The following is a 25,853-nucleotide window of genomic DNA, read 5'->3' as shown; positions in this document are numbered from 1 at the left end:
CCCACTTTCGGCTTTTGACTTTCGGCTTTCCAACTAAATTTCCTTAATTTGTGCACGAATATGAATCTGCAGCACCAAGCCATTATTTCCATCGGAAGCAATCAGGGCAACCGCCTTGAGCATCTTCGAAATGCGATAGCGTTGATACACAGGAGCGCCGCCACGGTGATCAGAGTGTCCTCAGTGTATGAAACGCCTGCGTGGGGATTCGTTGGGGAGGCATTTTACAATTGCGCTTTGCTGGTCCATACGCATAAATCGGCTCCGGCTTTATTGAAAGCTTTATTGTCGATTGAGACGCAGTTGGGGCGAAAGCGGGAAAAAGTAAGCGGTTACCAATCGCGCATTATCGATCTCGATATTATTTCGTTTGACGCTGATGTGATCCAAAGAAAGCAATTGCAGGTGCCGCATCCGCAGATGGGACAAAGGCTTTTTGTATTATTGCCACTGAGGGATGTAAAGCCTGATTTCGTACATCCGGTGTCGGGCAAATCCATTTCTGTGCTGATTTCCGAGTGCGAAGATGAAAGCCAATGTAAAACCGTACAAAATATTCCATCGGCTGTTGACGGTTTGAAGCTCGATCGTTTCAATTATATCGCCATTGAAGGCAACATCGGCGCAGGCAAAACCACATTGGCGTGTAAGATTGCTGAAGATTTCAATGCGAAAACCGTATTGGAACGTTTTGCAGACAACCCTTTCCTGCCGAAGTTTTATAAAGACCAGCCGCGGTACGCGTTTCCGTTGGAAATGTCTTTTTTGGCGGATCGCTACCAGCAATTGTCTGATGACCTGGCCCAATTTGATTTATTTAAGGATTTCATTGTAGCGGATTACCATATTTTCAAGTCGCTGATTTTTGCCAAAGTGACCCTCAGTGATGATGAGTACAGATTGTATCGTAAGCTTTTCGAAATTATTTATAAGGAAATGCCGAAGCCCGACCTGTATATTTATTTATACCAGAATACGCCAAGGCTGTTGGAGAACATCAAAAAGCGCGGCCGCAGCTATGAGCAGGAAATCCCGGCGGAATATCTCGACAGCATTAACCGCGGCTATCTGGATTATATCAAGTCACAAACCGGTTTGAATATACTCGTTATCGATGTTTCCGACAGGGATTTCGTAAAAAAACAAGAGGATTACCTTTACATTCTTGAAGAAATCCGGAAGAAAATTACCTGACCAGGCTGAAATGGCCTCTGAGCTCGGGCTGGCTGTTATCGATTCTCATCACGTACCAGTAATCATCGGCAGGCAAGGGTTTGCCTTTGTGCGTACCATCCCATGAAGTATTTCGCGGATTGAGCAGGGTAATCAATTTTCCGTAACGGTCAAAAACACTCATGCTTGATCCGGGAAGCAATACCATTCCGGGAACGATAAACTGATCGTTGACGCTGTCTCCGTTCGGCGTAAAAAAAGTGGGTACGATTACGATAATGAAATCGCGTTTGTCATCGCCGCAGCCATCAACCTGGTGCACATGGGCAGTATGCAATCCACCTTCGGTAAAAGTGAACACATTGGAGTCCTGGTACGATCCATTGTCAACGGCATATTCAAAAGCACCGGTATTTGTGGTATTGATTGTTGCTGTAGTGCCAATAATATTTACATCACTGATTATTGGCGCGTATTTTTCCGTGACCGTGATGGTTTTCATGCTGCTGCAACCGGAAACATTGGTGACGGTGACGGTATAAGTGCCAGCGGTATCAACGGTAATTTCTCTCGTCGTAGCACCAGTGGACCAAAGATAGGTAACGTTTGGAATACCCGCGTCTAGAATAGTTTGGGTTCCTTCGCAAATGCCCTTGCTGTCATCGCTTACTATAGGACGTGGATTGATCTTCACATTTACAGCTTGCCTCGGCCCGGAAAAACAGTCGTTATTTTTCGCATCAACATAATAAATAGTCTCTTGTGTCAATACAGGGGTGATGAAATTCTCGCCGGTTTGTTGTAATGTGCCCCCGGTCTCCTGATCATACCAACGTACCTGCCCTGTGGTAGCTGTTGCATGCAGCGCAACACTTCCTTCGCAGGCAGGCGGAGGTATTTGAATATTTAAGACTGGGATTTCATTTATGGTTGCTGTAATTGCGGTGCGGGAGGCAGTTGTGCATCCCGGTTCGTAAGGATCCAGATAATACGTAGTTGTAGCGGTCAATGCTGGCGTCGTAAAATTATTTCCTGTAGCAAGTAATGTTCCGCCGGTGGCACTGTCATACCATTTAATGTCGCCGAAGCCTGTCGCGCTAAGGTTCAAACTGCCCGAGCCGCAACGGGAAGCCGGCACTGTTGAAGCAATGTTTGGAATAAAAATCGTTGAACTTGTTGCAATATGAAGCACCGGATCGCCTGGCATGCCGCCATATTCAACGATATAGCCTTTTGGCTGGTAGTCGCCGCTGTCACCCCCAGTATTCGAAAGGTCATTCCATGAGCCCGGAATCCCGACACCAGGAGCTGTAACGTGTGCGTAATTTTCGTTGTTGAGGTTGTTGGGTTCGGAATTGTTCCAAAAAGCGAATGTGGTCGTAGTTCCATTAGCCCCGCCAGTCCAGAATACCGTGCCAGCTTCAGGTCCCGTCATCCATTTCCAGGTGCCTTCAAGGTCGGCATCACTACCCCCGATCCAGCCTGCACCGGGGGCCTGCTCACCCGAAAGCTGTGCTTCATCGGCAGCAGTAATCGTAGCAAGGTAACCTTCAAGCCCATAATAAGTGCTGGCTGCGGCGGCTGCCCTTGCATCAGTCCAGGTTATTCCCAATGCCGGGACATACATATAGTAATGTTGGGTCGAAGGAAGATAATTGGCCTGTCCGACGCTGATCGAGAAATTTCGGATGCCGGAAGGATTTGCCTGTGAACTGGTGTAAATAACATCTTCAACAGCATCTTCAAATTCGGTATATAAAACAGGAATCGAAGTTGGACTTTTCAGTGTAAGCTTGCCTTCTGCGCTATTCCAGCTGCTGGATATGGTGGGATGTGAGCCAGTAAGCACCAATTGCTCCTGGCCTGTTTCATAACCTGAAGAAATCTGTATGTAGATGGCATCAATCGAAACATCATCCGGATCGTTGATGCTCATATTGGTTACGATATTAAGTTGCGTTCCCGGGCAATACACCTGGTTTCCGGTTGCAGCGAGCGTTGGGGGCTGGTTTTGTGCAGCCATCTTAGCCGAGACAATTAATAATAAAAAGGTAAAAATGTAGGTGTAGGCTTGATTCGGATTCATGTATTGGATTCGCAGTTTTTTTTTTGGAAGCCGAAGATACAGTTAAATTTTCATTTTCTGGAACAGGTCCCAGATGACAATCCCGGCGCTGACGGCAATATTCAGGGAATGTTTAGTGCCAAGTTGTGGGATTTCAATGCTTCCATCGCATAAGGAGATGGCTTCCTGGCTCACGCCATACACTTCGTTTCCGAAGACCAATGCAAGTTTTTGATGGGTTTTAAAACTGAATTTGTTGAGCATCACAGCACCCTCTACCTGCTCTACGGCAAAGACTTTGATGCTTTGTACCTGAAGTCCGGCAATCAATTCTGTTACGGATGCCTTATATTCCCAGTCTACAGTTTCCGTTGCGCCTAAAGCGGTTTTGTGGATTTCCTTATTCGGAGGGCAGGCAGTAATCCCGCAGAGGTAAATTTTTTCAACAAGGAATGCATCGGCGGAACGAAATACCGAGCCAATATTGTGAAGGCTCCGTATGTCATCCAGGATGATAATGATCGGGGTTTTTTCAGCTTCCTTAAAATCGGCTATGGATTTGCGGTCTAATTCGCTGTTCTCAAGTTTTCGCATCATATTATAAAAAAAGCTTCCGGATTAAGGGAAGCTTAGATTTTTTGTTTAAAAAGTAATTAGCTTTTTGTAGGCGTTTCTGCCGGAGTTGGATCAGCAAGAACAGTTCCTTTGATGGTCAATACTTTCGGAGTTTCAGAAGCATTAGATGTTACAGTTACTGTTTTCGTGAATGGACCAACCCTGTCAGTAGCATATTTCACACCGATAACTGCTTTTGCACCCGGAGCGATTGGTTCTTTTGGCCATGATGGAACGGTACAACCGCATGAACCTGCACAGTTAGTGATTGTCAAAGGTTTGTTTCCAGTGTTTACGAAAACGAATTCACGTTTTCCGTCAGCATTGTGCTTTACAGTTCCGTAGTCGATTGTCTCAGACTCGAAAGTCATCCCTGCGCCATCAACAGCTGGTGTTGCAGCTGTCATAGGGGCCACTACCTTTTTCATTTCTGTTTTGGTAGTTGTTGTTGTTTTCTTAACCGCTTTTTTTGCAGTTTCCTGCGCGAAAGCACCATTCACTGCAAATAGAGCCATTGCAGAAAATAATATCAGATTTTTTTTCATCTTTTTTTAAAAATTAAATTAGCGAAACAAATGTATAAATTAAAATTACATAGCCTAAACAATTTTTCTTAAATTAAATTTAAATTTTAACAACGCAAAATCAGCGCAATAGTTAAATTCGCATCACTATTTTTACAGCAGAACGCTAAATACAAAAGCATTGACGACAAAAGAGAAAGCACCGAAGGAAACCCCTTTAATGAAGCAGTATAATGAGATAAAGCGCAAATATCCTGATGCCTGCCTCTTGTTCCGTGTTGGGGATTTCTATGAAACTTTCGGTGAGGATGCCATCCGCGCTTCTAAAATTCTCGGTATTGTCCTGACCAAGCGTGGTGCCGGTTCTGAAACTGAAACTGCTTTGGCCGGATTTCCGCACCATTCGCTCAATACCTATTTGCCTAAATTGGTCAAGGCCGGACTTCGCGTCGCCATCTGTGACCAGCTTGAGGATCCAAAAATGACGAAAACCATTGTCAAAAGAGGCGTCACCGAATTGGTCACTCCCGGAGTTTCCATGAATGATGAAGTGCTGCATTCCAAGTCCAATAATTTCCTGGCTGCTTTGTATTTCGGTAAAAAGAGTTTGGGAGTTGCTTTTCTGGATGTATCCACAGGAGAATTCCTGACAGCACAGGGCAATGAGGAATATATAGATAAGCTGCTCCAGAATTTTAACCCCAGCGAAGTGCTTGTGCCGAAGCAGAATAAGAATGATTTTAAGGAAACCTTCGGCGAGGATTTTCATAATTTTTACCTTGAGGATTGGGTTTACAAGGAAGATTATGCGCTGCAGACGCTTACCAATCATTTCAAGACCGTTTCGCTTAAAGGCTTCGGGATCGAGGAATTGCCGGACGGCATCATCGCTGCAGGTGCAATATTGTATTATTTATCGGAAACCCAACACGACAGGATACAGCACATTACGTCAATACAGCGCATTGCTGAAGATGCTTATGTATGGATGGACCGTTTTACCATCCGGAATCTGGAATTGTACCACAGTTATAACCCGAATGCTGTTACGCTACTCGATGTCATCGATCGTACGCTTTCGCCTATGGGCAGCCGTTTGCTGAAACGTTGGCTGGCGCTTCCGCTGAAAGATATTAATAAGATAAGAAGCCGCCATGAAGTGGTCAGCTATCTCAAAGACAATCAGGATGTGCTGAAAAAGATACAGCAGCAAATCAAGCAGATTTCCGACCTGGAGCGCCTGATTTCTAAAATAGCAACAGGGAAAGTTACGCCGCGGGAAGTGATTTATCTGAAAGATTCTTTGGATGCCATTCTGCCGATTAAGGACTTAGCGTTGGCCAGTCCGCTGGAAGCCGTAAAAACCATCGGCGACAGCCTGCACAGTTGTGATTTGCTTCGCGAAAAGATAACACACACGCTGAATCCGGATGCCCCGGTAGCCATTGCCAAAGGAAATGCTATCGCTTCCGGGATCAATAATGAACTCGATGAACTTCGGGTGATTTCCACTACGGGAAAAGAATTTTTGGAAGGCATCGAGAAACGGGAATCTGAAATTACGGGTATTTCTTCGTTGAAGATTTCGTTTAATAATGTTTTCGGATATTATATTGAAGTGCGAAATACACATAAGGATAAGGTTCCCGTGGAATGGATCCGTAAACAAACGCTTGTAAATGCGGAGCGTTACATTACCGAAGAACTTAAGGAATATGAAACCAAAATATTAGGTGCCGAGGAAAAAATCCACAAATTGGAAACGGAATTGTTTGAGCACTTGGTGGCCTGGATTGCGACCTATATTAAGCCGGTACAATTGAATGCGAATTTGGTCGCACAATTGGACTGCCTGACTTCGTTTGCGCAATTGGCACTCGAAAACAATTATGTATGCCCGGTCCTCGACGATACTTTCGATCTGGAAATCAGCAATGGCAGGCATCCGGTAATTGAAAAACAATTGCCTATCGGAATACCTTATATTGCCAATGATGTTTTCCTTGACCGGGATTCGCAGCAGATTATTATGATTACCGGGCCTAACATGTCGGGAAAATCGGCTATTTTAAGGCAAACCGCACTGATTGTCCTGCTTTCGCAGATGGGGAGTTTTGTTCCGGCCGATAGCGTCAGAATGGGAATAGTGGATAAGATTTTTACACGAGTAGGCGCTTCTGATAACATTTCGATGGGCGAATCAACCTTTATGGTCGAAATGAATGAAACCGCTTCTATCCTGAATAATATTTCTGACCGAAGCCTGGTTTTATTGGATGAAATCGGACGAGGTACCAGCACTTATGATGGGATTTCAATTGCATGGGCCATCGCCGAATACCTGCATGAACATCCTTCACAACCGAAAACGCTTTTTGCAACGCATTACCACGAGCTGAATGAAATGAGCGATATGCTGCCCCGGATACAGAATTATAATGTATCGGTAAAGGAATTAAAAGATACGGTTTTGTTTGTGCGTAAACTGGTTAAAGGCGGTAGTGCGCACAGTTTTGGGATCCATGTGGCGAAAATGGCCGGAATGCCGCAGACGGTCATCCTGAAGGCACAGAAACTTTTGAAGAAATTGGAAAAAGACCATTCCGGTGAAGCACTGAACGGGATTAAATCGGCTAAAGAGGAACTGCAATTGAGTATTTTCAATCTTGATGATCCGCTTTTAGAAGAAATACGCGATGAAATCCTGGGCCTTGATATCAATACACTGACGCCGGTTGAGGCCTTGATGAAACTAAATGAAATCCGCAGGATGCTTTCAAAAAAATAGTTCCGGATTTACGATTTGTGTTTCAATAGGTTATATTTTTAGTTGGATTTTTTTCCTGAAAAGCCTTGTGTAATTCAATTAATGTTTTAAATTTGCCCTCGCAATACACAAGAAGTGTTGCGGTTCTTTTACATAATTGCGAAAATAGCTCAGTTGGTAGAGCGCGACCTTGCCAAGGTCGAGGTCGCGGGTTCGAGCCCCGTTTTTCGCTCTAATCCAGCTCGGATGGTGAAATTGGTAGACACGCTGGACTTAAAATCCAGTGAACAGTAATGTTCGTGCGGGTTCAAGTCCCGCTCTGAGTACAAAAAAACCCCTTCTTTTGAAGGGTTTTTTTGTATTCGGGCATTTCTTATGAACGCCTTAATCTCTCCCTGATCGGCTTTTCAAAAAGCACATAGCTTATCGCCGAGATCCCTATCAGTATGATAAGTCTTATGAAAAAGCATAAATTACCATCTGTTTTTTCATGTAACCCAAAATACCCTTCAAGTTTAAGATTGGAAAGCATAAGCCATACAGGTGCCTGAAAAATATAAATCCCGAAACTGATTTCTCCTAAAAATTCAAAAGGTTTGCTTCTGAATAGCAGGGTAAGCCGGTCATTGCTCAATGACATCAAAATAATCAAGGGTACAAAAATAATGGCCAGCAATCCATGATGAAGCTCTAATTTTTGCGCGAATTTAAATGTCAATACAAGCGTGATTAATAGTGCGAGAATAGGGTAGAAGTAGTTTTTTGACAATCGCTCCTGTCGCATAAAATAAAGTCCCGCCAGATTTCCTGCCAGAAATTCATTGAAATGCAGTAATGGATGGTATTTCAGATCCTGAAAATTTAATCGTCCAATCATAATGTCCTCATCAATGACATTTGCAAATATTTGTGTGGCAATCCAGATCCCGAGGATAAAAACGGCGATTCTTTTTATTTTGATTTGTCGGTATACCTTATTGAACAAAAATGGAAAGCTCACATAAAAAAAAAGCTCAATGGAAAGAGACCATCCGGGATAATTTATTGAAAGCGCTTTTCCTGGAAACCAGGTTTGTAGCATCGTATTGTATAAAACGAAATTGCTGGTAAGATATGAGGTAAACATGCTTGCCGCCAGGGTAAGGAAACCTGCAAGGAAATATGCGGGATAGATTCGGATTAGCCTGTTGGCGAGGTACTTTTTGAAGTCCACACGTTCAAGTTTATTGTAAGCTACCATCATTACAAATCCTGAAAGGATAAAGAAATAACTTACACCAAGGTCAGCCTGTTCAAAAATAAAAGATATTTTTTCGTTTTTAAAAAAGAAACTTTCCCGCCCATAATGATAAATGACTATCGCCAAAGCGGCAATGAATCTTGTAAAAGTTAATTGTGGGATTCTCAATGGGTCAATATTAGGATAGGTGCCGTGTTCAAAAATATTAAATTAAAGTAAGTTTACAGGATCTGAGGCGCTATTTTAATTAAAAATATGCTTCAGGATAAGTGATGAAAAAAATGTGCAATGGTATTTTTATTGTTATTTTTGTCAATTGTCGGAGCTTGCTGTTGATGGTTTGGCTCAAGAAATTTATCAATGGACTAGGTGATGTCATAATTCAAAAGGAGTATTTCAATGGGTGCATTTGTAATGAGTAAAAGATTTAACGGGGAATATAAATTTGCATTTACATCGCGAAAAGGCAAAACTATTTTCAGCAGCCCGGGTTATGAGTTGCGCTTTGAATGTGAGGAAGCGATTGAAAAGCTCAAATCAAATCTGGTTGATGCCTCTTATTCCAGGCACAAAGCAGCAGCAGGAAAATATTTCTTTAAACTAACTATTGATGAAGAACTAACAGTGACCAGCAGGAAATATTCTACAGAGCTGAGGTTGCAGAAGGGAATTGATGAAGTGAATCAAAGCGCGGCTTCGGCTGAAATTCTCGATTTCACCCAAAACGACATCGTCTTCGGATAAGATTTAAGATTCACGAACCTGGAATAGCCGTGGCAAAATGGCTCGATGTCTTCAGGTAAAGAAATCGATCACCATATTCCATAAAAAAAGCCCCGCAATGCGAGGCTTTGATTTTTTCTTTAGATACTAATTACTTAGCTGGAGTAGCAGCAGGAGTAGCAGCAGCTTTAGTAGTGTCAACAACAGTTGTATCAACAGTAGTAGTTGTAGTTGTCTCAACAGCAGCTGGAGTTTCAACAGTAGTTGAATCTACAGTAGTCTCAGTTCCTTCAGCTTCTTTCTTGCAAGAAACAACAGACAATACAGCGATAGCAGCTAAACTTAAAAATACTTTTTTCATCTTACTTAATTATAAAAGGTTAATTATTAATTCGAGGCAAAGATATAAATTTTTTGACATGTAAAAATATTTTTCAATTTTTTTTTGAAAAAAATTCAATTTTTCAATGCTTTGGAAATCAGTGCCCCTTTAAACAATTACCGCGTAAACGTTGTAGTTGCTTTTTTATGCCTTTGCCTTTGGAAAACAGCTTGTTATCTTTTTTTCTTCGGGTGCACCAGTTTGAGTTCGTCAATGATGTTTTGCGCCCCTGCAAATTTGTCAATAATGAACAGCACATAACGGATATCTGTCATCACATTCCTGCAAATTGCCGGATCGTAGTAAATGTCGCTCATCGTGCCTTCCCAAACGCGGTCGAAATTCAACCCGATCAGGTTTCCGCGTGCGTCAATCGCCGGACTTCCTGAATTTCCGCCCGTAGTATGGCTTGTCCCTATGAAACAAACGGGCATTTTTCCGTCTTCACCATATCGGCCAAAATCCTTTTTACTATAAAGGTCAATCAGTTTTGGAGACACGTCAAACTCATAATCGCCCGGAATATATTTTTCCATCACACCGTCAAGATACGTTTTCGATTCATAAATCGTAGCGTCTTTGGCCTTGTATCCCTTCACTTTGCCATAAGTGACACGCAGCGTGCTGTTTGCATCAGGAAACATCCGGTCGCGGGTTTTTAATTCCAGAAGGGCTTTGATGTACGTGCGCTGCAAAGCCGTAATCCGAAGGTTGATTTCATCATATTTCGGAGCTACCTTATTAAGGTAAGTGTCGGCCATATTCTTGATCAGCTGGTAACCTTTGTCCGCATTCATATTATTAAGGACGGTCTGGGTATCGCCGGTCAGTAATTTTTTGATGGCATCATAACTGGTAAGCGCTGATGTATCATAAATTTCCACAGTCAATTTTCGTGTGTCGGTACCTGCAAGTCCGGGAGGTATAAACTGGAAAGGTACTTTAAGCGCATAGATACGGATCAGTTCCTCAAATATTTTCTCGTCTACATTTTTGTTGTAATCCTTGTAAAAATCACCTAAGCCATTGGCCAAAGTATTTTTCCTGTCGGTAAATGCCTGTTCGCCTTTGGTCTTCTGCAACTGCTCCAATTGATACAATTTATACCCGACACTCAGCAATTCCGTATTGCGCAACGCTACTTCATTGAAATAATCCCGTGCCAAAGCATACGGCGCAATTTCTTTGTAATTGGTTTCGAAATCAGACAATAGGCTGCCATATTCGGACGTTTTCCCTTTTTTGACGACTTCCTGCTGGAAACGCTTTTCGTCCTGTTTGCGCACATTAACCGCGCCTGACTTCTTCAATCCCTGCGTTTCACCAATCCATTTCTTCCAATAATTGGCTATGCCTGCATATTTTGAGGCATACTGGATTTTAATCGCATTGTCCTTGCGCATAAATCCATCTTCAATCTTAAGCGCTTTGTCGCGCACTTCAATCTTGGCGGGATTCAGCTCGTCAACGATCTGCTCAATGGCTACTGACGGTAAATATTCCGTAGTCCTTCCCGGAAAGCCCATCACCATATTGAAGTCGTTGTCTTTTACACCGTCGAGTGATATCGGCAGGAAATGTTTCGGCACATACGGCACATTTTCTTTTGAGTAAGGTGCCGGATGGTTGTCTTTATCGGCATAAATGCGGAACAATGAGAAATCTCCGGTATGACGCGGCCAAACCCAGTTGTCCGTATCCGACCCGAATTTACCGATGGACGACGGCGGTGCCCCAACCAACCGGATGTCTTTGAAAGTCTCCGTTACGAAAAGCAGGTATTGATTGCCTTCATAAAACGTACGAATCTTGTTTTCCTGCCAGCGCTCCTTCGGGAACGTATTGGAAAGGGCAGTAATGTTTTCCTGGATTTTCTTTTGTTTGTCGGCTTCTGCCAAATTTTCGGTGCCCGTTAAAATCTGTTTCGTGACGTCTTCGATTTTTACGATGAACATCACCACCATGCCTTCATTCGGCAATTCATCTTCCATTTTATAGGCCCAGAAACCATCGGTGAGATAATCGTGTGCTACGGAAGAATGTGACTGTATCGCATCGAATCCGCAATGATGGTTCGTCAGCAGCAATCCTTTCGGGGAAATCACTTCCGAGGTGCAGCCGCCATCAAACTGCGGCACGGCATCTTTCAGGCTCGAATGGTTGACATCATAAATATCGGCTGCCGACATTTTCATGCCCAGGTTTTTCATTTCCTTTTCATTCATGCCCTCCAATAGTGATGGAATCCACATGCCTCCCTGCTGCGCTTTGGCCTGGATAACGACAAATAAAAATATCAGTTTTAAGAATCTCATAAAGGTGTGTTTAGTGAATTATTTGATTTTATATTGCATCAGCCGCCGGTTGTGCAGCGAAAATCCGGATTTGAGGTACAACTCCTGCGCATTCGAATTGTGGTGCTCGACTTCAAGGTACAACAACTTCAGCCCCAGTTTAGTCGCTGCTTCCTTCAGGAAAGTTACACTGGCTTTCCCGATTCCCTTGCCGCGGAATTCTTCCTTAATATATAACTCGTCGATAAAAGCGATTTTTCCGCCGTATTCGAAACTGAAAATCGTAGTGAGGATGACGTAACCAGCGACTTCTCCGTCAGAATAAATCAGCCATGCTTTGCCCAGGTTTTCATCGGCGATAAAGGTTTCGAACAGTCTATTTGATTTTTCAATGTCAATCGGATAACCATCGATGGCGTAAAAATTTTCCATCATGGAAAGGATGACAGGAATGTCATTTTCGGTTATGGAAATGAATTCACACATTTTGAATGTTTTTCATGATGATGTCCGTCGCATTCTTATTCATCTGCACAAAAGTGCTGCAGACATGCCCTTTCTCAAGCCTTTCATCCTGGTTTTGGATCAAAAGCGCCAATGTTTCCTCCAGTTCATTTTTGGTTTTCACCGAAAGGCATCCGCCCAAACCGACCAGCGCCACGGCTTCTGAAAATTTCGCATAATTCGGGCCAATCACGATCGGGATGCCAAAAGTCGCCGGTTCCAGGATATTGTGAAGACCCGCAGTACCAAAGCCTCCGCCTACATAAGCGATGTCGGCATAACTGTAAATTTTCGTCAGCAAACCGATGGTGTCGATGATGAAAATGTCGTAATCGGCCAGGTTTTTGCCTTCCTTTTCAGAAAATAAAACGGGTTTTTTGGTAAAGCTGTTTTTCAATTCCTGCATTTGTTCGGGCTTGATCGTGTGTGGCGCAATGATGTATTTTACGTCAAAAGAAGGGTCGTTGACGAAGTCCCGGTATTGGCTTTCATCCTTAGGCCACGAGCTTCCGGCAACCAAAGTCATTTTTCCATCGATGAAATCTTCAATGAAATCGAGGGAATTGTCGCGTTCCAAAATTTTCGAAACACGGTCGAAACGCGTATCACCACTGATTTTTACATTTTGGAAACCGATGCTTTGCAACAGATTTTTCGATTTTTCATTCTGCACAAAGAACTGTTCGAAAGTACGCAGCGCTTTTCTGTAAAAACCACCATACCACTTAAAGAAAACCTGATTTTCCCGAAAGATTCCTGAAATCAGATATGTTGGGATATTTTGTTGTTTCAGCTGCCTGAGATAATTCGGCCAAAACTCATATTTTACAAAGAAAACCATATCCGGATGCGCGGCTTTCAGAAAGGATTTCACTTTTGCCGGAGTGTCCAAAGGCAGATAGACCGTTACGTCGGCGACAGTGTTGTTTTTCCTGACTTCATAGCCTGAAGGAGAAAAGAAAGTCACGACGATTTTATGGTTTGGGTATTTCTGTTTGATGGCTTCCATCACGGGAAGTCCCTGCTCGAATTCGCCTAAGGATGCGGTGTGGAACCAGATTGTGCGGTCTGACGGGTTTATTTTTGCAAGGATTTTCTGTGTTACCTCTTTCCTTCCTTCCACGAAAAGTTTCATCTTCGGACTGAACATTGCTGCGACTTTTACCAGTTGCGAAGCCGTCAGGACGATAAGGTTGTAAAGGAAAATCATCGCAGGAAATTTGTCGGGCTAAAATACGGCAGATAAAATTAATTTCATTGGTTGCCACCCATTAAATTCTTATTTTTGCCTGTTTTTAATACCAAAATCCGATGAAAAAAATCCAGATGGTTGACCTGAAAGGGCAATACGAACGTATCAAGGAAACCGTAAATGCTTCCATTCAGGAAGTGCTTGACACCAATACTTACATCAACGGGCCGCTGGTCCATACTTTCCAGAAAAATCTCGAGGAATACCTTGGTGCAAAGCACGTTATTCCGTGCGCGAACGGAACTGATGCGCTCCAGATCGCTATGATGGGATTTGATTTAAAGCCAGGGGATGAAGTGATTACGGCCGATTTTACGTTTGCTGCGACAGTGGAAGTGATTGCGCTTTTGCAACTCACCCCGGTGTTGGTGGATGTGGAAGAAGATACGTTCAATATTTCGATTGCTGCCATCGAAAAAGCAATTACGCCGAAGACCAAAGCGATCGTTCCGGTACACCTTTTCGGGCAGGCCGCAAATATGGATGCAATTATGGCATTGGCGAAAAAGCACAACTTATACGTAATTGAAGACAACGCGCAGGCGATTGGAGCGAATTATAAATCGGCTGATGGTTCAAAGAAGAAAGCCGGGATTATCGGGCATGTGGCTTCAACCTCATTTTTTCCATCTAAAAACCTGGGCTGCTATGGTGACGGCGGTGCGATTTTCACTAATGATGATGCATTGGCACACACACTTCGCGGTATTGTAAACCACGGCATGTATGTACGTTACCATCATGATGTGGTGGGTGTAAATTCCCGTCTGGACAGTATCCAGGCCGGTGTGTTGAATGCAAAATTGCCGCACCTGGACAATTACAACGAAGCCCGCCAGCTTGCAGCTTCGAAATATTCGTCAGCATTAGCCAATCATAAAAACATCATTACGCCGTTTATAGCTGGTGAAAAGGACAGCCACGTGTTCCATCAATACACTTTAAGGATCGTCGGTGCCGACCGTGACGGACTCATGCAGCACCTTTTGGATAAAGGGATCCCGTGTGCAATTTATTACCCGATTCCCCTGCATGCGCAAAAAGCGTATCTGGATCCAAGGTATAAGGAAGAAGATTTCCCGATCACGAACCGTTTGGTAAAAGAAGTGATTTCCTTGCCGATGCATACCGAGTTGGATGATGAGCAGATCAAATTTATTACGGATAGCATCCTGGAATTTTTAAATTAATCTGATGGAGCCAAAAAAGAAAAATAATAAAATACTGTTCAATGTCATCACTTTCATAATAGCATTTGGACTGGCTTTTTTTGTGACTACAAAACTGATGTCCGGCAATTCGGTTATGGCACGGGCCAAAGCCGAGATTGAAAGTGTCAACAAAAAATGCCCGATGAAGATTGATGATATGACGCGTCTTGACAGCGTCGCCTTATCCGGTAAAATCGCTAATTATTATTATACCATATTGAAGTCGAAGGACAGCCTTCCGCAGGATATGAGTCCTGTTGTTGCTGAAATCAAGGCGAAAACACAGCAGAATTTCGATACCAGCCCGCAAATGAAGATCATCCGGGACAATCAATTTGGATTGAAATATAATTATCGGGATAACAAAGGTGCCCATTTATTTGACTTTACGCTGGCACCAAAAAAGTAGAAAACATGAAAATAGCCGTGACCGGAGGCCTTGGATTCATTGGGTCGCATACTGTTGTGGAACTTATTGCCAAGGGATTTGAAGTGATCGTTATCGACAATCTTTCAAACGCCTCCGAAGGTGTTCTTGACGGTATCAAAGCCATTACAGGAATAAAACCGATCTTCGAAAAAATCGATCTTCGCGAAAAAGAAGCGGTTGTCTCATTTTTTAAAAAACACCATGACCTGAAAGGTGTCATTCATTTTGCTGCGTCAAAAGCAGTTGGTGAAAGCGTTGAAAATCCATTACTGTATTACGAAAACAATATCGGTACTTTGGTGTATTTGCTACAGCAATTGCAGCAAATGCCGGAAGCGAGTTTTATTTTCAGCTCTTCATGCACCGTTTACGGACAGGCAGTTTCCATGCCGATTACCGAAGATGCCGCCGTACAACCTGCAATGTCACCGTATGGGAACACCAAGCAAATAGGAGAAGAAATCATACGCGATGTGGCGAATATCAGCCACATTAAGGCGATTTTATTGCGGTATTTTAATCCGGTCGGGGCACACCCATCTGCAGAAATAGGAGAGTTGCCGTTAGGTGTGCCGCAGAATTTAGTGCCATTCATTACCCAGACTGCCGCGGGATTAAGGAAGGAACTGTCGGTTTATGGGTCAGATTATCCTACTTCTGACGGTACCTGTGTCCGCGACTACATCCATGTGGTCGATTTGGCCAAAGCACATGTTATCGCATTGGAAAGGCTCATCAATAACCAGCATGCTGAAAAAGTGGAAACCTTCAACCTCGGCACCGGAACGGGAAGTACTGTGCTCGAAGTGATACATGCTTTTGAAAAAGTAAGCGGCAAAAAATTACCTTATAAATTAGTAGATAAAAGACCCGGCGATGTGATTGAAGCTTATGCCGATACGCAAAAAGCCAACGATGTGCTTGGCTGGAAAACCGGATTTTCACTTGAAGACGCGATGCGCGACGCGTGGCGCTGGGAAAGGAAAATAAGGGCAATTGAAAATTGATATAAAAAAATCCCGGCAACAAGCTGTCGGGATTTTTTATTTATTAATTAAATCAAATATTTTCAGTAGCGACTTCACGGTCAATCTTACTAACCAATCCTGTCAATACTTTTCCTGGCCCGATTTCAGTAAATGAAGTAGCACCATCCTTAATCATCTGCTGTACTGATTGTGTCCATCTCACGGGAGCCGTCAATTGGATAATCAGGTTTTTCTTGATTTCCGCCGGATCAGAAACTGCCGAAGCAGTTACGTTTTGGTACACCGGGCAAATCGGTGTAGAGAAAGAAGTACTTTCAATAGCAGCAGCCAGTTCTTCCCTTGCCGGTTCCATCATAGGGGAATGGAAAGCCCCGCCTACAGGCAATATCAGCGCCCTTTTTGCACCTGCAGCCTTCATCGCTTCGCAGGCTTTTTCAACCGCTGTGGTTTCACCGGAAATCACGAGCTGGCCCGGGCAGTTATAATTCGCAGCCACCACTACGCCATCGACAGAGGCACAAACATCTTCTACGGTTTTATCGTCCAAGCCTAAAACTGCAGCCATGGTAGAAGGGGTAATTTCGCACGCTTTCTGCATCGCCATCGCTCGTTGTGAAACCAGTTTCAATGCATCTTCGAATGATAAGGCACCATTGGCCACCAACGCAGAAAATTCACCGAGGGAATGCCCTGCCACCATATCCGGTTTGAAGTCATTTCCTAAGGTTTTTGCCAATATCACCGAGTGCAAGAATACCGCAGGCTGTGTAACCTTAGTTTCTTTCAATGCTTCCGCAGTGCCTTCAAACATGATGTCCGTGATGCGGAAACCGAGGATGTCGTTTGCTTTCTCAAACAAGGTTTTGGCCAGGTTTGAAGTTTCATATAAATCTTTACCCATTCCGGTGAATTGCGCACCCTGTCCTGGAAATACGTATGCTTTCATATTGTTTTGTTTAGAGCAGCAAAGGTACATTTTTTTTGAATTATCCTGAAAAGCAAAAATCCGGACGGATCCGGATTCGAGCCACAACTCAACAAACTTAAAGTACAAAATAACCATTCTTAACAGGCTGTATGTGATGCAGTTTCGGCTTGTCGTCCGGAATCTCATTCTGGTATTCGTCCCGGAATTCATTCACCATCTGCAACAGGTTTTGCTCGATATTCATGGCAATCAGCGTCATCGGCGTATCGGTTGGCCTGTTTTCAAAAGGGTCCTGGAGGTGAATTGCCATTTTTTCGACAAGGAAAAACGCAGCACCAATCAATGTCACCACCGGAATGACCAGCCAACCGAGGTGTTCTGCCATCCCGAAGGGCAATAATATGACGAACAGGCAAAGCGTAAAACGGATGTACATACTGTACGTGGTCGGGAAAATCGTGTTTTTAATGCGTTCACATTTCCCCATGGCATCGCACAAACGCGTCAGTGTATTGTCGATTTCAACTTGTTGGAAGGAATTGATTTTTCCTTTTTCCAAAGCTTTTGTAAGGTCTTTGGCATGCAGCATCAATAGGGCGTTCGGCACATGTTTATGGCGTTTCACAAACTGCAGTTCTTCTTCTTCCAACAACGATTTTATCGATTTCATGACATCTTTCCCGCGTAAGGATTGCCCGAGGCTGTAACACCACGCGGCCTGCCTTTGTGCGAAACGTTCCCTGAAATCGTTGGCTTCGACTGAAAAATCCTGGTCTTTATAGAAAGCGATGACCTGGCGCAGCAGCGATCGGGAATCATTTACGATCGAACCCCAGACAATTCTTGCTTCCCACCAACGGTCGTAAGCCTGGTTCGATTTAAACGCGAGCAAAAGTGAAATGATGGTGCCTAAAATCCCCGGAATGGCAATCGGGATATTCAACGGAACGCCAGAATAATAAAAGTGGAAAACCGAAAATCCCACGGCATAAAGCAATACCAATATTAGTTCGACACGTATTTTTCCCAAAACATACTTCATGGGAATTTTCTTTTTCAATAGCATAATTTTCTTTTTAAAATGAATGATTTGGGATTAAATTACTTTTTCATAAACCGAAAGTACCGGCAGTCCGGTTGTTTTTGCAAACGACTGTTCGTGCTTCCTGTTCATTTTTATTTTCGAAGGCTTGCGCATTTCAATCAATAAATCGATGTTGTTCCGGGAAATCGTTTCCGACAGTTGCGGCATGATTTCATCCGAATCCTGGTCTGCGAATACCGTGGCACGGCTTACGATTTTGCAGGAGAAACTTTCACTGAGCAATTGCTGTAAATCTTCCACAGGAATTTTGGATTGGGCTTTTTCCAGATAAAGCGCATTGCTGAATTCGGGTTTTGCAATTCCTTCGCCAACATGCAGGATGGCCAGTTTGCAATTGCCGAGAAGTTTTACGCAATATTTATTGATGGGCACATCAGAGTTTTTGAATGAGTCGCTCAGGATGACCAAATCTGCCGAAAGGCTTTCCAGTAAATGATTCAGCAGCGGTGATGACAGCGCATATTGCGTTTGTATTTGAAGGTTGCAATTTGGTTCAGATGCAGCGATATGCCGGGAGGTTTCCAAAACTTCGCGCTGCGCCTGGGTGAGTTCCGATTTCATACTTCGCAGCACGGAAGCTGACGAATAATTTTCCGGTACCTGCTGTAATTGCAGTAAAATGATCCGGCATGGTTTTCCACCCGCATGCGCGATGGCAGAGGCTACGGCAACCACCGTATCCTGGTGTAAAATCGTAGGGATTAAGATATTTTTCATGACTTGTATTTTTAAGTGATTACTAATTACACTTGCAAAACAACAACCCTGAAATTAGAGGCAGGTTAAATCCGTATTAGAATTTCCTAAGAATTCCCATTAGAGATTTTAATGTTGGAACGGCGGAAGTCGATTTGTACCACAGTGCCCTTATTCGGTTCCGACTGGATCTGCATTTCCCCGCTGTGCATCCTGATGATCTTCATGGCCAGCGGCAACCCCAGTCCGTATCCGTTGTAACGCGAGGCTTCTTTTCCGCGGAAAAAAGGCTCATATAAATGAGGGAAATCTTCAGATGGAATTCCTATACCGATGTCGGTTATTTTTATGCGTAACAGGTTCGCATCCGCAGAAAGCGTGACAAACACGATGCCGTTGTCCGAATATTTTACACCGTTTGAAATGATGTTTGACAAGGCCAGTTCCAAAAGCGGTTTGTTACACGGGATCAGCAATAAAGCGTCGTCTTCGGGCAAATCATCGAGGCGCAGTGTGACATTATTGGTGGGGTAAATCTTGTCCAGATCCGATTTCACGTCCATTAAAAGTTCGTCCAGCCTTGTTACGTCAAGCACCTGCTTATTGCCGTCATAACCGGTTTGTGTGAGCTTTAACAGTCCGTTGGTCAGGTTTCCAAGCCTTGATGCCTGGTTCTGTATATTGGAAAGCGATTCCATGTATTCCCGGGGTTCGCGCTCTTTTGAAAGCATCACTTCTGTTTCGGCAATAATCGTCGTGATGGGTGTGCGGAGTTCGTGCGAAGCGTTGTTGATGAAATTGGCCTGAATTTCAAACGAAGTTTCCAACCGGTCGAGCATGTCATTGAAGGTACGTGTCAAATCGGCCAGTTCATCGTTATTTTCAGGTTCTTTTACGCGATTGTGCAGGTTCGAAGCGCTGATGCGTTTTACTTCGGCGGTAATTTTCGAGACCGGTGTGATCATTTTTTTTGCCAAAAACCGTCCGAGGAAATAAGCAAGGACAACAAATGCGATTCCGGCGAAGAAAAGGATCTGTAAAATATAGATTGTCGTCGTATTCCCGCGGCGGTCTTTTGCGGTGATGATGACGATGTATTTTTGGTTCCCTTCCTCAAAAAGCTGTCCGTAGAAATACCGGTTGTCGTCTTCAGTCCAGGTAGATTGCTGCGAAAGCACCTCGGTATAGAATGTTGCCGGAAGATTTAGTGCAGTATTGTATTCAAATGAATCCTTGCCGTTTACGCGAAGCACGAAATCATTTTCATCGATGAGTTCCTCAAGTCCGTTCTCTTTGAGCTTTCTGTAATATTTCGCTTTTTCAGGGTCATGCTGGCTGTGGATGGAAGCGACGATTTTTGCCCTGTCATGTAAACGTTTGAGGAAGTAATACTGGTTGTTCTTCTTAAAGAGGAAAAGCACCACCAGGCAGAGCAGCAAGGTACTCAACCCGGAAAGTACAATATAAGTGAGGGTAATTTTTTTCCTGATCTGCATTAGGTTAAAGGTTTGATTACATAACCCAGGCCTTTGATGGTGTGGATTAATTTATCTTCATAAGGTTTGTCAATCTTCTTCCGAAGGTAATTGATGTACACATCGACCACATTCGTGTTCAGGTCAAAATTGATGTCCCAGACGTTGTCCAAAATCAGATTGCGCGACAATATCGTACCGGAATTTTTCACGAGATAACCGAGCAGTAAAAATTCTTTCGCAGTAAGTTGTATAAAACTGCCATCCCGTTTCACGGTTTTGGCACGAAAATCTACTTCAAGATCTTCGATGGTAATGGTTTCAATGGGTTTATGCTCCTGTGACGAACGGCGGACCAGGGCATTGACCCGCGCTTCCAGTTCTGTAAAACGGAATGGTTTTGGAAGATAGTCATCGGCGCCGGCATTGAGCCCGGTAACAATATTTTCGGTGCTTCCCAGTGCAGTAAGCAATAATATCGGTACAAAATTCTGCACGGACCGAAGTCGGCGGCAAATTTCCAAACCATTGGTGTCCGGAAGCATAATGTCAAGGATTACGGCATCAAAAGTGTATTCGCCCAGCATTTCCAAAGCCGTCCTGCCGTCCATAGCAGCGCTTAAGTTGTGGCCTTTTTCTGTAAAGCCCTTGCGGATTACGGAAAGTAAATTGGGCTCATCTTCAACAATCAAAAGTCTCATTTGAAAAAGTTTTGCCAAAAATAAGCCACACATTTTTAAACTTTCTTTAAAAAAACTTAATGTGTAAAAGAATTAAGGGATATTGTTAAAATGCTTCCGATAATTACGATTACATGAAAATTTTATGCGTTAAAATTTCAATTTCACGAGAATAGTTAAATGCCGGATGGCTTCACGGACTTCTTCGCCATCATCAAATGTAACAAATTATAAAAGGCAGCGTATCATAGTCAAAACCAAAACAAAACCATGAAAAGAATTTTATCACCTCTGTTATTCCTGTTCATCATTTTCCTGTTCCTGTACTTCGGCCATCCGGTATTGAATTACGGATTCATCCAGTTGCCTGTAATGCTACTGATCCTTGCTATAATCGGAATGTTGTTTTTTACCAAAATCGGGCTTTCGCAGGATCGTAAAAAATTCCAGTTCATCTCGAAACCAAACAGAATTTTCGGATGGTTGATCCTGGCGCTGGTAGTTTACATGACCATCGTGCCATTGATTACAAGTGCACCGATGTTCCACACTGATGCGTATCGTAATATGATTGGAAAAGTGGATAATGGTAAAAAGATATCCAATCACATCGCGCCCATTTCAATAGATGAAATCCGTGTTGTTGACGAGCCGCTGGCGTATCTCCTGGGCGAGAAAATCCTCGGGTCGCAGCCTGCATTGGGAAGCCAGGTAGAAATTGGGGACTTTACCATCCAAAAAGTCAACCATGATTTGTACTGGGTAGCGCCGTTATTGCATACCGGTTTTTTTAAATGGTTCAGCAATTCTGAAGGCACACCGGGTTATGTGATGGTTTCAGCAACGAATGAACGCGATGTGAAATTGGTTGAAAAAATCAATGGCAAGCAAATACACATTAAATACCAACCCGCGGCATTCTTCGGGTCACAAATTGAAAGGCACCTTTATTTCAATGGCTATATGTCTGTCGGATTAGAGGATTTTAATTTTGAGATTGATGATGCCGGGCATCCGTATTGGGTTGTTACGACTTATAAAAAGAAAATCGGTTTTGCCGGAAATGATGCCACAGGTGTCGTGGTTGTCGATGCCGAAACCGGTGCCATGAAAGAGTATGGTATAGAAGATGCCCCGTCGTGGGTTGACCGTGTGCAGCCGATTTCATTCATCCAGGACCAGCTTTCAGATTGGGGTGACTATGTACACGGCTACTGGAACTGGTCTAACCGTGACAAATTGATGATTACGGAAGGGCTGACTTTGGTTTATGGCCAGAACAACCGTTCGTATTGGTACACCGGTATAAGTTCAGTCGGTAAGGAAGAGTCTGCTGTAGGGTTCGTACTTGTTGATACGCGTACCAAAGAGACCACCATTTATGGGCAAAGCGGCGCTACTGAATTTGCCGCCCAAAGTTCCGCTGAAGGTAAAGTGCAGGAAAAAGGCTATCGCGCTTCATTGCCGATTCCTTATAACATCAACAACATCCCGACTTACGTCATGACGCTGAAAGATGAAGGCGGCCTGGTGAAGATGTATGCGATGGTTTCCATTAACGATTACACGATTGTGGGTGTTGGGAACAGCATGCGCGAAGCGCTTTCGGCGTATAAAAGCGTTTACAATATGGCAGGCAATAAAATCAATCCGGGCAGCCAGGACAACCGCAAATCGTTGAAAACCGTGGTGTCCAGAATCCAAAGCGATGTGAAGAATGGCAACAGTTTTTACTATTTTACGGTCAAGGATTATCCGAATATTTTTGTCGGTTCTTCCCAATTGTCCAGCGAATTGCCTGTTACCAAGGAAGGCGACAGCATCAACATCTCCTTCGACATTGACAACGAGAAAATAATTGACGTGACTACTTTTGAAAACCGAAGCCTGAAAAAATAGTCTTAATTTAGATTTTCATTATACGCTTACTGTTTAAATAAAAAAACCGGGACATGATGTCCCGGTTTTTTATGCTGATAAATGTATTGTTATTTCTTTTTCTTTGCGGGTAACAACGTGATGGATGTTGCTTTAAAACGGTCGCCTACAATTTCGCCGCTTACTTTTGCTTCCCTGACGGCATTACACATCCCGTCTTCGGCATGGGCATCCCCATGTTTGTCCAGTTTGTCGCCATCAACGAAATAGGTCTTTTTGTCCATGCGGATGGCCATGTTGCAGCCTTTGCCTTTCATGTGGAACTGGCACTCGCCACAAGATACTTCGACTACTTTGTCTTTGATTTTTTCCTGTGCGCTTACGGCAAAAGATATAAACGCAAATGCGATTAAAAGTGATTTTTTCATAATATTTAAGAGTTTACGGTTATTAATTTCGCTGCCGACTTCGCCTTTTCAACGACTTGTGCTGCATCGGTTTCCAAAGTGTCATTGGTCAAAACAACACCCATTCTTCGGTACGGCCTTGATGTCGGTTTGCCGAAGATACGAAAATCTGTTTTAGGAAGGCCTGCGACATTTTCAATTCCTGTAAAAGTAGGATTGTTGCTGTTTTCCGACGCCAGGATTACAGCACTTGCGCCAACTTTCTCCAATCGGATTTCGAAAATCGGCAGGGACAATATCGCACGCAAATGCAATTCGAATTCGTTGAAGTTTTGCGTTCCTGCTAAAGTTACCATGCCGGTGTCATGCGGCCTCGGTGACAATTCGGAGAAATACACGCCGTCATCGGCAAGAAAAAACTCCACACCAAATAATCCGGCGCCGCCCAAAGCCTCAGTGACTTTCTCAGCCATGTCCTGCGCTTCATACAAATCCTTGTCCGAAATCCTTGCAGGCTGCCAGCTTTCCTGGTAATCACCGCGTTCCTGACGGTGGCCGATAGGTGCACAGAATAGGGTAGGGCCATTATTTTGGGTAACGGTGAGCAACGTGATTTCAGAATTGAATTTGACAAATGCTTCCACAATCACTTCCACAACATCGCCACGCGAGCCTTCAACAGCATAATTCCATGCGGTTTCGATATCAGCTTCAGATTTTATGGTAGATTGGCCTTTGCCCGATGAGGACATTAATGGTTTTACGACGCATGGCATGCCGACTTCAGCCACTGCCTTTTGCAATTCCCCGGCGGTGGTGGCGTAACGGTAATTCGCGGTTTTCAAGCCGAGTTCCTTTGCGGCCAGGTCGCGGATCGCTTTACGGTTCATCGTGAAATTCGCCGCTTTCGCAGAAGGGACTACAGTAATCCCTTGTTTTTCGTAATCGTAAAAGCGTTCGGTGCGGATCGCTTCAATTTCAGGGACGATAAAGTCCGGTTTGTGTTTAGCGACGATGGCATCAAGTGCATCGCCGTCGAGCATGTTGATGACTTCAAATCCATGTGCGACAGGCATGGCCGGTGCATTTTCGTAACTGTCTACGGCGATGACGGTCTGGCCAATGCGTTGTGCGGCGATGACGAATTCTTTTCCGAGTTCTCCCGATCCGAGGAGGAGTATTTTCTTGTTCATACGTTGAGGTTAGGGTGGGGCCGCGCTAGGGATCGAAGCAAGGTGCCGTGCACCGCGGAGAGCCCGGGCCGAAGGCAGCGCCAAAATTATCAATAAAAAAAGCCCCGAAAATCCGGGGCGTATGTTATGCTAAAGCGTCTTTGATCCTTTTCATCGCTTCGGTGAGCAACTCCTCGCTCGTGGCGTAAGAGATGCGGATGCAGTCCGGATTTCCGAAAGCGTCACCGGTTACTGTTGCCACATTGGCTTCTGATAAAAGATACATGGAGAAATCGTCGGCGTTGTTGATTTTCGTGCCTTTCAGTGTTTTCCCGAAGAAAGAGGACACGTCTGGGAATACATAAAATGCGCCTTCAGGGACATTGAGCTTTAATCCCGGAATCTGACGGATCAATCCGACAACGAGATCACGCCTGCTGTGGAATGCTTTTACCATATCCTTCAAAACGGAAGGATCGGCATCGACGGCAGTGATGGTCGCGCGTTGAGCAATACTGTTGGCGCCGCTGGTTACCTGTCCCTGCATTTTGGTACAGGCTTTGGCAATGATTTCCGGGACACCGATGTAGCCGATCCGCCAACCTGTCATTGCGAAGGCTTTTGCTACGCCATTTACAGTAATCGTCCTGTCGAACATCCCTGGGATGCTGGCGATGCTGCAGAAGGTGCCGGAGAAATTGATGTGTTCGTAGATCTCATCGGAGACAACATAAATCTGCGGATGGTTTTCCAATACTTTTGACAAGGCCGTCAGTTCTTCGCGATTGTATACTGAACCGCTTGGATTGCAGGGCGAACTGTACCAGATCATTTTTGTCTTTGGCGTGATGGCCTTTTCGAGCTGCTCGGGCGTAATTTTGAAATCGCTGTCTACAGATGTCGGCACTTCGACGGGAATTCCGCCTGCCATCCTGATGATTTCGTAATTGCTGACCCAGTAAGGCGCAGGAAGGATCACTTCGTCGCCTTCGTTGATCATCACCTGTGCGATATTAAACAACGATTGCTTGGCACCGGTAGAAACGACAATGTTTCCCGGCTTATAATCGAGATTATTATCACGCTTGAATTTACGGCAAATCGCTTCTTTCAATTCGAGGTAACCGTCTACGGGTGAATATGTGCTATAATTTTCGTCGATGGCTTTTTTGGCTGCTTCCTTGATGAAATCCGGCGTGTTGAAATCCGGTTCTCCAAGGCTCAGGCTGATGATGTCTTTCCCCTGTGCTTTTAATTCCCGGGCAAGTGCCGCCATGGCAAGCGTTTGTGAGGTCGATAAATTATTGATCCTGTCCGATAATGGATTCATTGTAGTTGTTTCG

The 25,853-nt window shown here is 44.0% G+C and carries 23 protein-coding genes and 2 tRNA genes; 9 read left to right on the top strand and 16 right to left on the bottom strand.

The features are described 5' to 3' along the window. Positions 1 to 60 precede the first annotated feature (60 nt). Complete coding sequence (gene folK / locus HYN49_RS01760; protein WP_108902514.1) at positions 61 to 1,194, top strand: 2-amino-4-hydroxy-6-hydroxymethyldihydropteridine diphosphokinase; 1,134 nt, start codon at positions 61 to 63, stop codon at positions 1,192 to 1,194. Here folK and HYN49_RS01755 read toward each other — a convergent pair. From HYN49_RS01755 to HYN49_RS01745, 3 genes are read right to left on the bottom strand one after another with little or no spacing between them, the layout of a single operon-like run. Further along, a complete protein-coding gene (locus tag HYN49_RS01755) occupies positions 1,187 to 3,259 on the bottom strand; it encodes an Ig-like domain-containing protein (RefSeq protein ID WP_108902513.1) in 2,073 nt (690 codons plus the stop codon). The two genes, folK and HYN49_RS01755, sit on opposite strands and share 8 nt — an antisense overlap. Positions 3,260 to 3,301: 42 nt before the next feature. After that, complete coding sequence (locus tag HYN49_RS01750; protein WP_108904910.1) at positions 3,302 to 3,832, bottom strand: RNA methyltransferase; 531 nt, start codon at positions 3,830 to 3,832, stop codon at positions 3,302 to 3,304. 59 nt (positions 3,833 to 3,891) lie between these two features. Beyond that, complete coding sequence (locus HYN49_RS01745; RefSeq protein ID WP_108902512.1) at positions 3,892 to 4,398, bottom strand: DUF1573 domain-containing protein; 507 nt, start codon at positions 4,396 to 4,398, stop codon at positions 3,892 to 3,894. A 160-nt stretch (positions 4,399 to 4,558) separates the two neighbouring features. Here HYN49_RS01745 and mutS point away from each other — a divergent pair, with 160 nt between their 5' ends. The 3 genes from mutS (at position 4,559) to HYN49_RS01730 (ending at position 7,470) form a co-directional block, all read left to right on the top strand. Continuing rightward, positions 4,559 to 7,165: a DNA mismatch repair protein MutS gene (mutS, locus tag HYN49_RS01740; protein WP_108902511.1), complete on the top strand. Its 2,607-nt coding sequence runs from the start codon at positions 4,559 to 4,561 to the stop codon at positions 7,163 to 7,165. Between the two features lie 138 nt (positions 7,166 to 7,303). After that, positions 7,304 to 7,376 (top strand) — tRNA-Gly (locus HYN49_RS01735). Between the two features lie 8 nt (positions 7,377 to 7,384). Beyond that, positions 7,385 to 7,470: transfer RNA gene (locus tag HYN49_RS01730), tRNA-Leu, on the top strand. A gap of 47 nt (positions 7,471 to 7,517) precedes the next feature. Here the strand turns inward: HYN49_RS01730 and HYN49_RS01725 are convergent. Continuing rightward, positions 7,518 to 8,552 (bottom strand): acyltransferase family protein, encoded by a 1,035-nt coding sequence (locus HYN49_RS01725; RefSeq protein ID WP_181368990.1) that lies wholly within the window; start codon positions 8,550 to 8,552, stop codon positions 7,518 to 7,520. Between the two features lie 246 nt (positions 8,553 to 8,798). On the opposite strand from HYN49_RS01725, the gene HYN49_RS01720 reads away from it, so the two are divergent. Continuing rightward, positions 8,799 to 9,128, top strand: a complete 330-nt coding sequence (locus HYN49_RS01720) for a DUF1508 domain-containing protein (protein ID WP_317045860.1) — start codon at positions 8,799 to 8,801, stop codon at positions 9,126 to 9,128. A gap of 130 nt (positions 9,129 to 9,258) precedes the next feature. Here the strand turns inward: HYN49_RS01720 and HYN49_RS01715 are convergent, their stop codons facing one another. The 4 genes from HYN49_RS01715 to HYN49_RS01700 form a co-directional block, all read right to left on the bottom strand. Beyond that, positions 9,259 to 9,468: a hypothetical protein gene (locus HYN49_RS01715; RefSeq protein ID WP_108902508.1), complete on the bottom strand. Its 210-nt coding sequence runs from the start codon at positions 9,466 to 9,468 to the stop codon at positions 9,259 to 9,261. Positions 9,469 to 9,662: 194 nt separating this feature from the next. Then, positions 9,663 to 11,804: a S46 family peptidase gene (locus tag HYN49_RS01710; RefSeq protein WP_108902507.1), complete on the bottom strand. Its 2,142-nt coding sequence runs from the start codon at positions 11,802 to 11,804 to the stop codon at positions 9,663 to 9,665. A gap of 18 nt (positions 11,805 to 11,822) precedes the next feature. Next, complete coding sequence (locus tag HYN49_RS01705) at positions 11,823 to 12,269, bottom strand: GNAT family N-acetyltransferase (RefSeq protein ID WP_108902506.1); 447 nt, start codon at positions 12,267 to 12,269, stop codon at positions 11,823 to 11,825. After that, on the bottom strand, positions 12,262 to 13,497 hold the full coding sequence (locus tag HYN49_RS01700) for a 3-deoxy-D-manno-octulosonic acid transferase (RefSeq protein ID WP_108902505.1): 1,236 nt from the start codon (positions 13,495 to 13,497) through the stop codon (positions 12,262 to 12,264). Before HYN49_RS01700 ends, HYN49_RS01705 begins: the two co-directional genes overlap by 8 nt. A gap of 101 nt (positions 13,498 to 13,598) precedes the next feature. Between HYN49_RS01700 and HYN49_RS01695 the strand changes: the two genes are divergently transcribed. The 3 genes from HYN49_RS01695 to galE are packed head-to-tail and all read left to right on the top strand — an operon-like array spanning position 13,599 to position 16,187. Continuing rightward, a complete protein-coding gene (locus HYN49_RS01695) occupies positions 13,599 to 14,729 on the top strand; it encodes a DegT/DnrJ/EryC1/StrS family aminotransferase (RefSeq protein WP_108902504.1) in 1,131 nt (376 codons plus the stop codon). Between the two features lie 4 nt (positions 14,730 to 14,733). Then, positions 14,734 to 15,159 (top strand): hypothetical protein, encoded by a 426-nt coding sequence (locus tag HYN49_RS01690; RefSeq protein WP_108902503.1) that lies wholly within the window; start codon positions 14,734 to 14,736, stop codon positions 15,157 to 15,159. A 5-nt stretch (positions 15,160 to 15,164) separates the two neighbouring features. After that, the gene (galE, locus tag HYN49_RS01685) at positions 15,165 to 16,187 is read left to right on the top strand and encodes a UDP-glucose 4-epimerase GalE (RefSeq protein ID WP_108902502.1); all 1,023 of its coding nucleotides are present in this window, start codon (positions 15,165 to 15,167) and stop codon (positions 16,185 to 16,187) included. Positions 16,188 to 16,239: 52 nt separating this feature from the next. On the opposite strand, the gene fabD is transcribed toward galE, so the two are convergent. From fabD to HYN49_RS01660, 5 genes are all read right to left on the bottom strand, one after another. Then, positions 16,240 to 17,115: an ACP S-malonyltransferase gene (gene fabD, locus HYN49_RS01680; RefSeq protein WP_108904909.1), complete on the bottom strand. Its 876-nt coding sequence runs from the start codon at positions 17,113 to 17,115 to the stop codon at positions 16,240 to 16,242. 97 nt (positions 17,116 to 17,212) lie between these two features. Beyond that, positions 17,213 to 18,163 (bottom strand): bestrophin family protein, encoded by a 951-nt coding sequence (locus tag HYN49_RS01675; protein WP_108902501.1) that lies wholly within the window; start codon positions 18,161 to 18,163, stop codon positions 17,213 to 17,215. Positions 18,164 to 18,193: 30 nt separating this feature from the next. Next, positions 18,194 to 18,919: a hypothetical protein gene (locus HYN49_RS01670; protein ID WP_108902500.1), complete on the bottom strand. Its 726-nt coding sequence runs from the start codon at positions 18,917 to 18,919 to the stop codon at positions 18,194 to 18,196. Positions 18,920 to 19,005: 86 nt separating this feature from the next. Beyond that, a complete protein-coding gene (locus HYN49_RS01665) occupies positions 19,006 to 20,394 on the bottom strand; it encodes a sensor histidine kinase (RefSeq protein WP_108902499.1) in 1,389 nt (462 codons plus the stop codon). After that, positions 20,394 to 21,074: a response regulator transcription factor gene (locus HYN49_RS01660; protein ID WP_108902498.1), complete on the bottom strand. Its 681-nt coding sequence runs from the start codon at positions 21,072 to 21,074 to the stop codon at positions 20,394 to 20,396. The genes HYN49_RS01665 and HYN49_RS01660 overlap by 1 nt, the downstream gene beginning before the upstream one ends. Positions 21,075 to 21,323: 249 nt before the next feature. On the opposite strand from HYN49_RS01660, the gene HYN49_RS01655 reads away from it, so the two are divergent. Beyond that, positions 21,324 to 22,952, top strand: a complete 1,629-nt coding sequence (locus tag HYN49_RS01655; RefSeq protein ID WP_108902497.1) for a hypothetical protein — start codon at positions 21,324 to 21,326, stop codon at positions 22,950 to 22,952. An 89-nt stretch (positions 22,953 to 23,041) separates the two neighbouring features. Here the strand turns inward: HYN49_RS01655 and HYN49_RS01650 are convergent, their stop codons facing one another. The 3 genes from HYN49_RS01650 to HYN49_RS01640 all read right to left on the bottom strand — a co-directional run bounded on the left by HYN49_RS01650 (position 23,042) and on the right by HYN49_RS01640 (position 25,840). Then, positions 23,042 to 23,359 carry a DUF6370 family protein gene (locus tag HYN49_RS01650; protein WP_108902496.1) on the bottom strand — a complete coding sequence of 106 codons (318 nt, stop codon included), beginning with the start codon at positions 23,357 to 23,359 and terminating at the stop codon, positions 23,042 to 23,044. Between the two features lie 5 nt (positions 23,360 to 23,364). Continuing rightward, positions 23,365 to 24,531, bottom strand: a complete 1,167-nt coding sequence (gene purT / locus HYN49_RS01645) for a formate-dependent phosphoribosylglycinamide formyltransferase (protein WP_108902495.1) — start codon at positions 24,529 to 24,531, stop codon at positions 23,365 to 23,367. Between the two features lie 124 nt (positions 24,532 to 24,655). After that, entirely contained in the window at positions 24,656 to 25,840 is a 1,185-nt protein-coding gene (locus HYN49_RS01640) for a pyridoxal phosphate-dependent aminotransferase (protein ID WP_108904908.1), read from the bottom strand. Positions 25,841 to 25,853: the final 13 nt, after the last annotated feature.

It is taken from the genome of Flavobacterium pallidum (assembly GCF_003097535.1).
Taxonomy (GTDB): Bacteria; Bacteroidota; Bacteroidia; order Flavobacteriales; family Flavobacteriaceae; genus Flavobacterium; species Flavobacterium pallidum.
Note: the sequence above shows the minus strand (reverse complement) of the source record. Positions and strands in the feature narration are given on the sequence as shown.

What these genes read in the sequence shown, in the direction of transcription:
- folK (WP_108902514.1), top strand. Translation starts at nt 61, where the DNA reads ATGAATCTGCAGCACCAAGCCATTATTTCCATCGGAAGCAATCAGGGC.
- HYN49_RS01755 (WP_108902513.1), bottom strand. Translation starts at nt 3,259, where the DNA reads ATGAATCCGAATCAAGCCTACACCTACATTTTTACCTTTTTATTATTA.
- HYN49_RS01750 (WP_108904910.1), bottom strand. Translation starts at nt 3,832, where the DNA reads ATGCGAAAACTTGAGAACAGCGAATTAGACCGCAAATCCATAGCCGAT.
- HYN49_RS01745 (WP_108902512.1), bottom strand. Translation starts at nt 4,398, where the DNA reads ATGAAAAAAAATCTGATATTATTTTCTGCAATGGCTCTATTTGCAGTG.
- HYN49_RS01720 (WP_317045860.1), top strand. Translation starts at nt 8,799, where the DNA reads ATGAGTAAAAGATTTAACGGGGAATATAAATTTGCATTTACATCGCGA.
- HYN49_RS01715 (WP_108902508.1), bottom strand. Translation starts at nt 9,468, where the DNA reads ATGAAAAAAGTATTTTTAAGTTTAGCTGCTATCGCTGTATTGTCTGTT.
- HYN49_RS01710 (WP_108902507.1), bottom strand. Translation starts at nt 11,804, where the DNA reads ATGAGATTCTTAAAACTGATATTTTTATTTGTCGTTATCCAGGCCAAA.
- HYN49_RS01705 (WP_108902506.1), bottom strand. Translation starts at nt 12,269, where the DNA reads ATGTGTGAATTCATTTCCATAACCGAAAATGACATTCCTGTCATCCTT.
- HYN49_RS01700 (WP_108902505.1), bottom strand. Translation starts at nt 13,497, where the DNA reads ATGATTTTCCTTTACAACCTTATCGTCCTGACGGCTTCGCAACTGGTA.
- HYN49_RS01695 (WP_108902504.1), top strand. Translation starts at nt 13,599, where the DNA reads ATGAAAAAAATCCAGATGGTTGACCTGAAAGGGCAATACGAACGTATC.
- HYN49_RS01690 (WP_108902503.1), top strand. Translation starts at nt 14,734, where the DNA reads ATGGAGCCAAAAAAGAAAAATAATAAAATACTGTTCAATGTCATCACT.
- galE (WP_108902502.1), top strand. Translation starts at nt 15,165, where the DNA reads ATGAAAATAGCCGTGACCGGAGGCCTTGGATTCATTGGGTCGCATACT.
- fabD (WP_108904909.1), bottom strand. Translation starts at nt 17,115, where the DNA reads ATGAAAGCATACGTATTTCCAGGACAGGGTGCGCAATTCACCGGAATG.
- HYN49_RS01675 (WP_108902501.1), bottom strand. Translation starts at nt 18,163, where the DNA reads ATGCTATTGAAAAAGAAAATTCCCATGAAGTATGTTTTGGGAAAAATA.
- HYN49_RS01670 (WP_108902500.1), bottom strand. Translation starts at nt 18,919, where the DNA reads ATGAAAAATATCTTAATCCCTACGATTTTACACCAGGATACGGTGGTT.
- HYN49_RS01665 (WP_108902499.1), bottom strand. Translation starts at nt 20,394, where the DNA reads ATGCAGATCAGGAAAAAAATTACCCTCACTTATATTGTACTTTCCGGG.
- HYN49_RS01660 (WP_108902498.1), bottom strand. Translation starts at nt 21,074, where the DNA reads ATGAGACTTTTGATTGTTGAAGATGAGCCCAATTTACTTTCCGTAATC.
- HYN49_RS01655 (WP_108902497.1), top strand. Translation starts at nt 21,324, where the DNA reads ATGAAAAGAATTTTATCACCTCTGTTATTCCTGTTCATCATTTTCCTG.
- HYN49_RS01650 (WP_108902496.1), bottom strand. Translation starts at nt 23,359, where the DNA reads ATGAAAAAATCACTTTTAATCGCATTTGCGTTTATATCTTTTGCCGTA.
- purT (WP_108902495.1), bottom strand. Translation starts at nt 24,531, where the DNA reads ATGAACAAGAAAATACTCCTCCTCGGATCGGGAGAACTCGGAAAAGAA.
- HYN49_RS01640 (WP_108904908.1), bottom strand. Translation starts at nt 25,840, where the DNA reads ATGAATCCATTATCGGACAGGATCAATAATTTATCGACCTCACAAACG.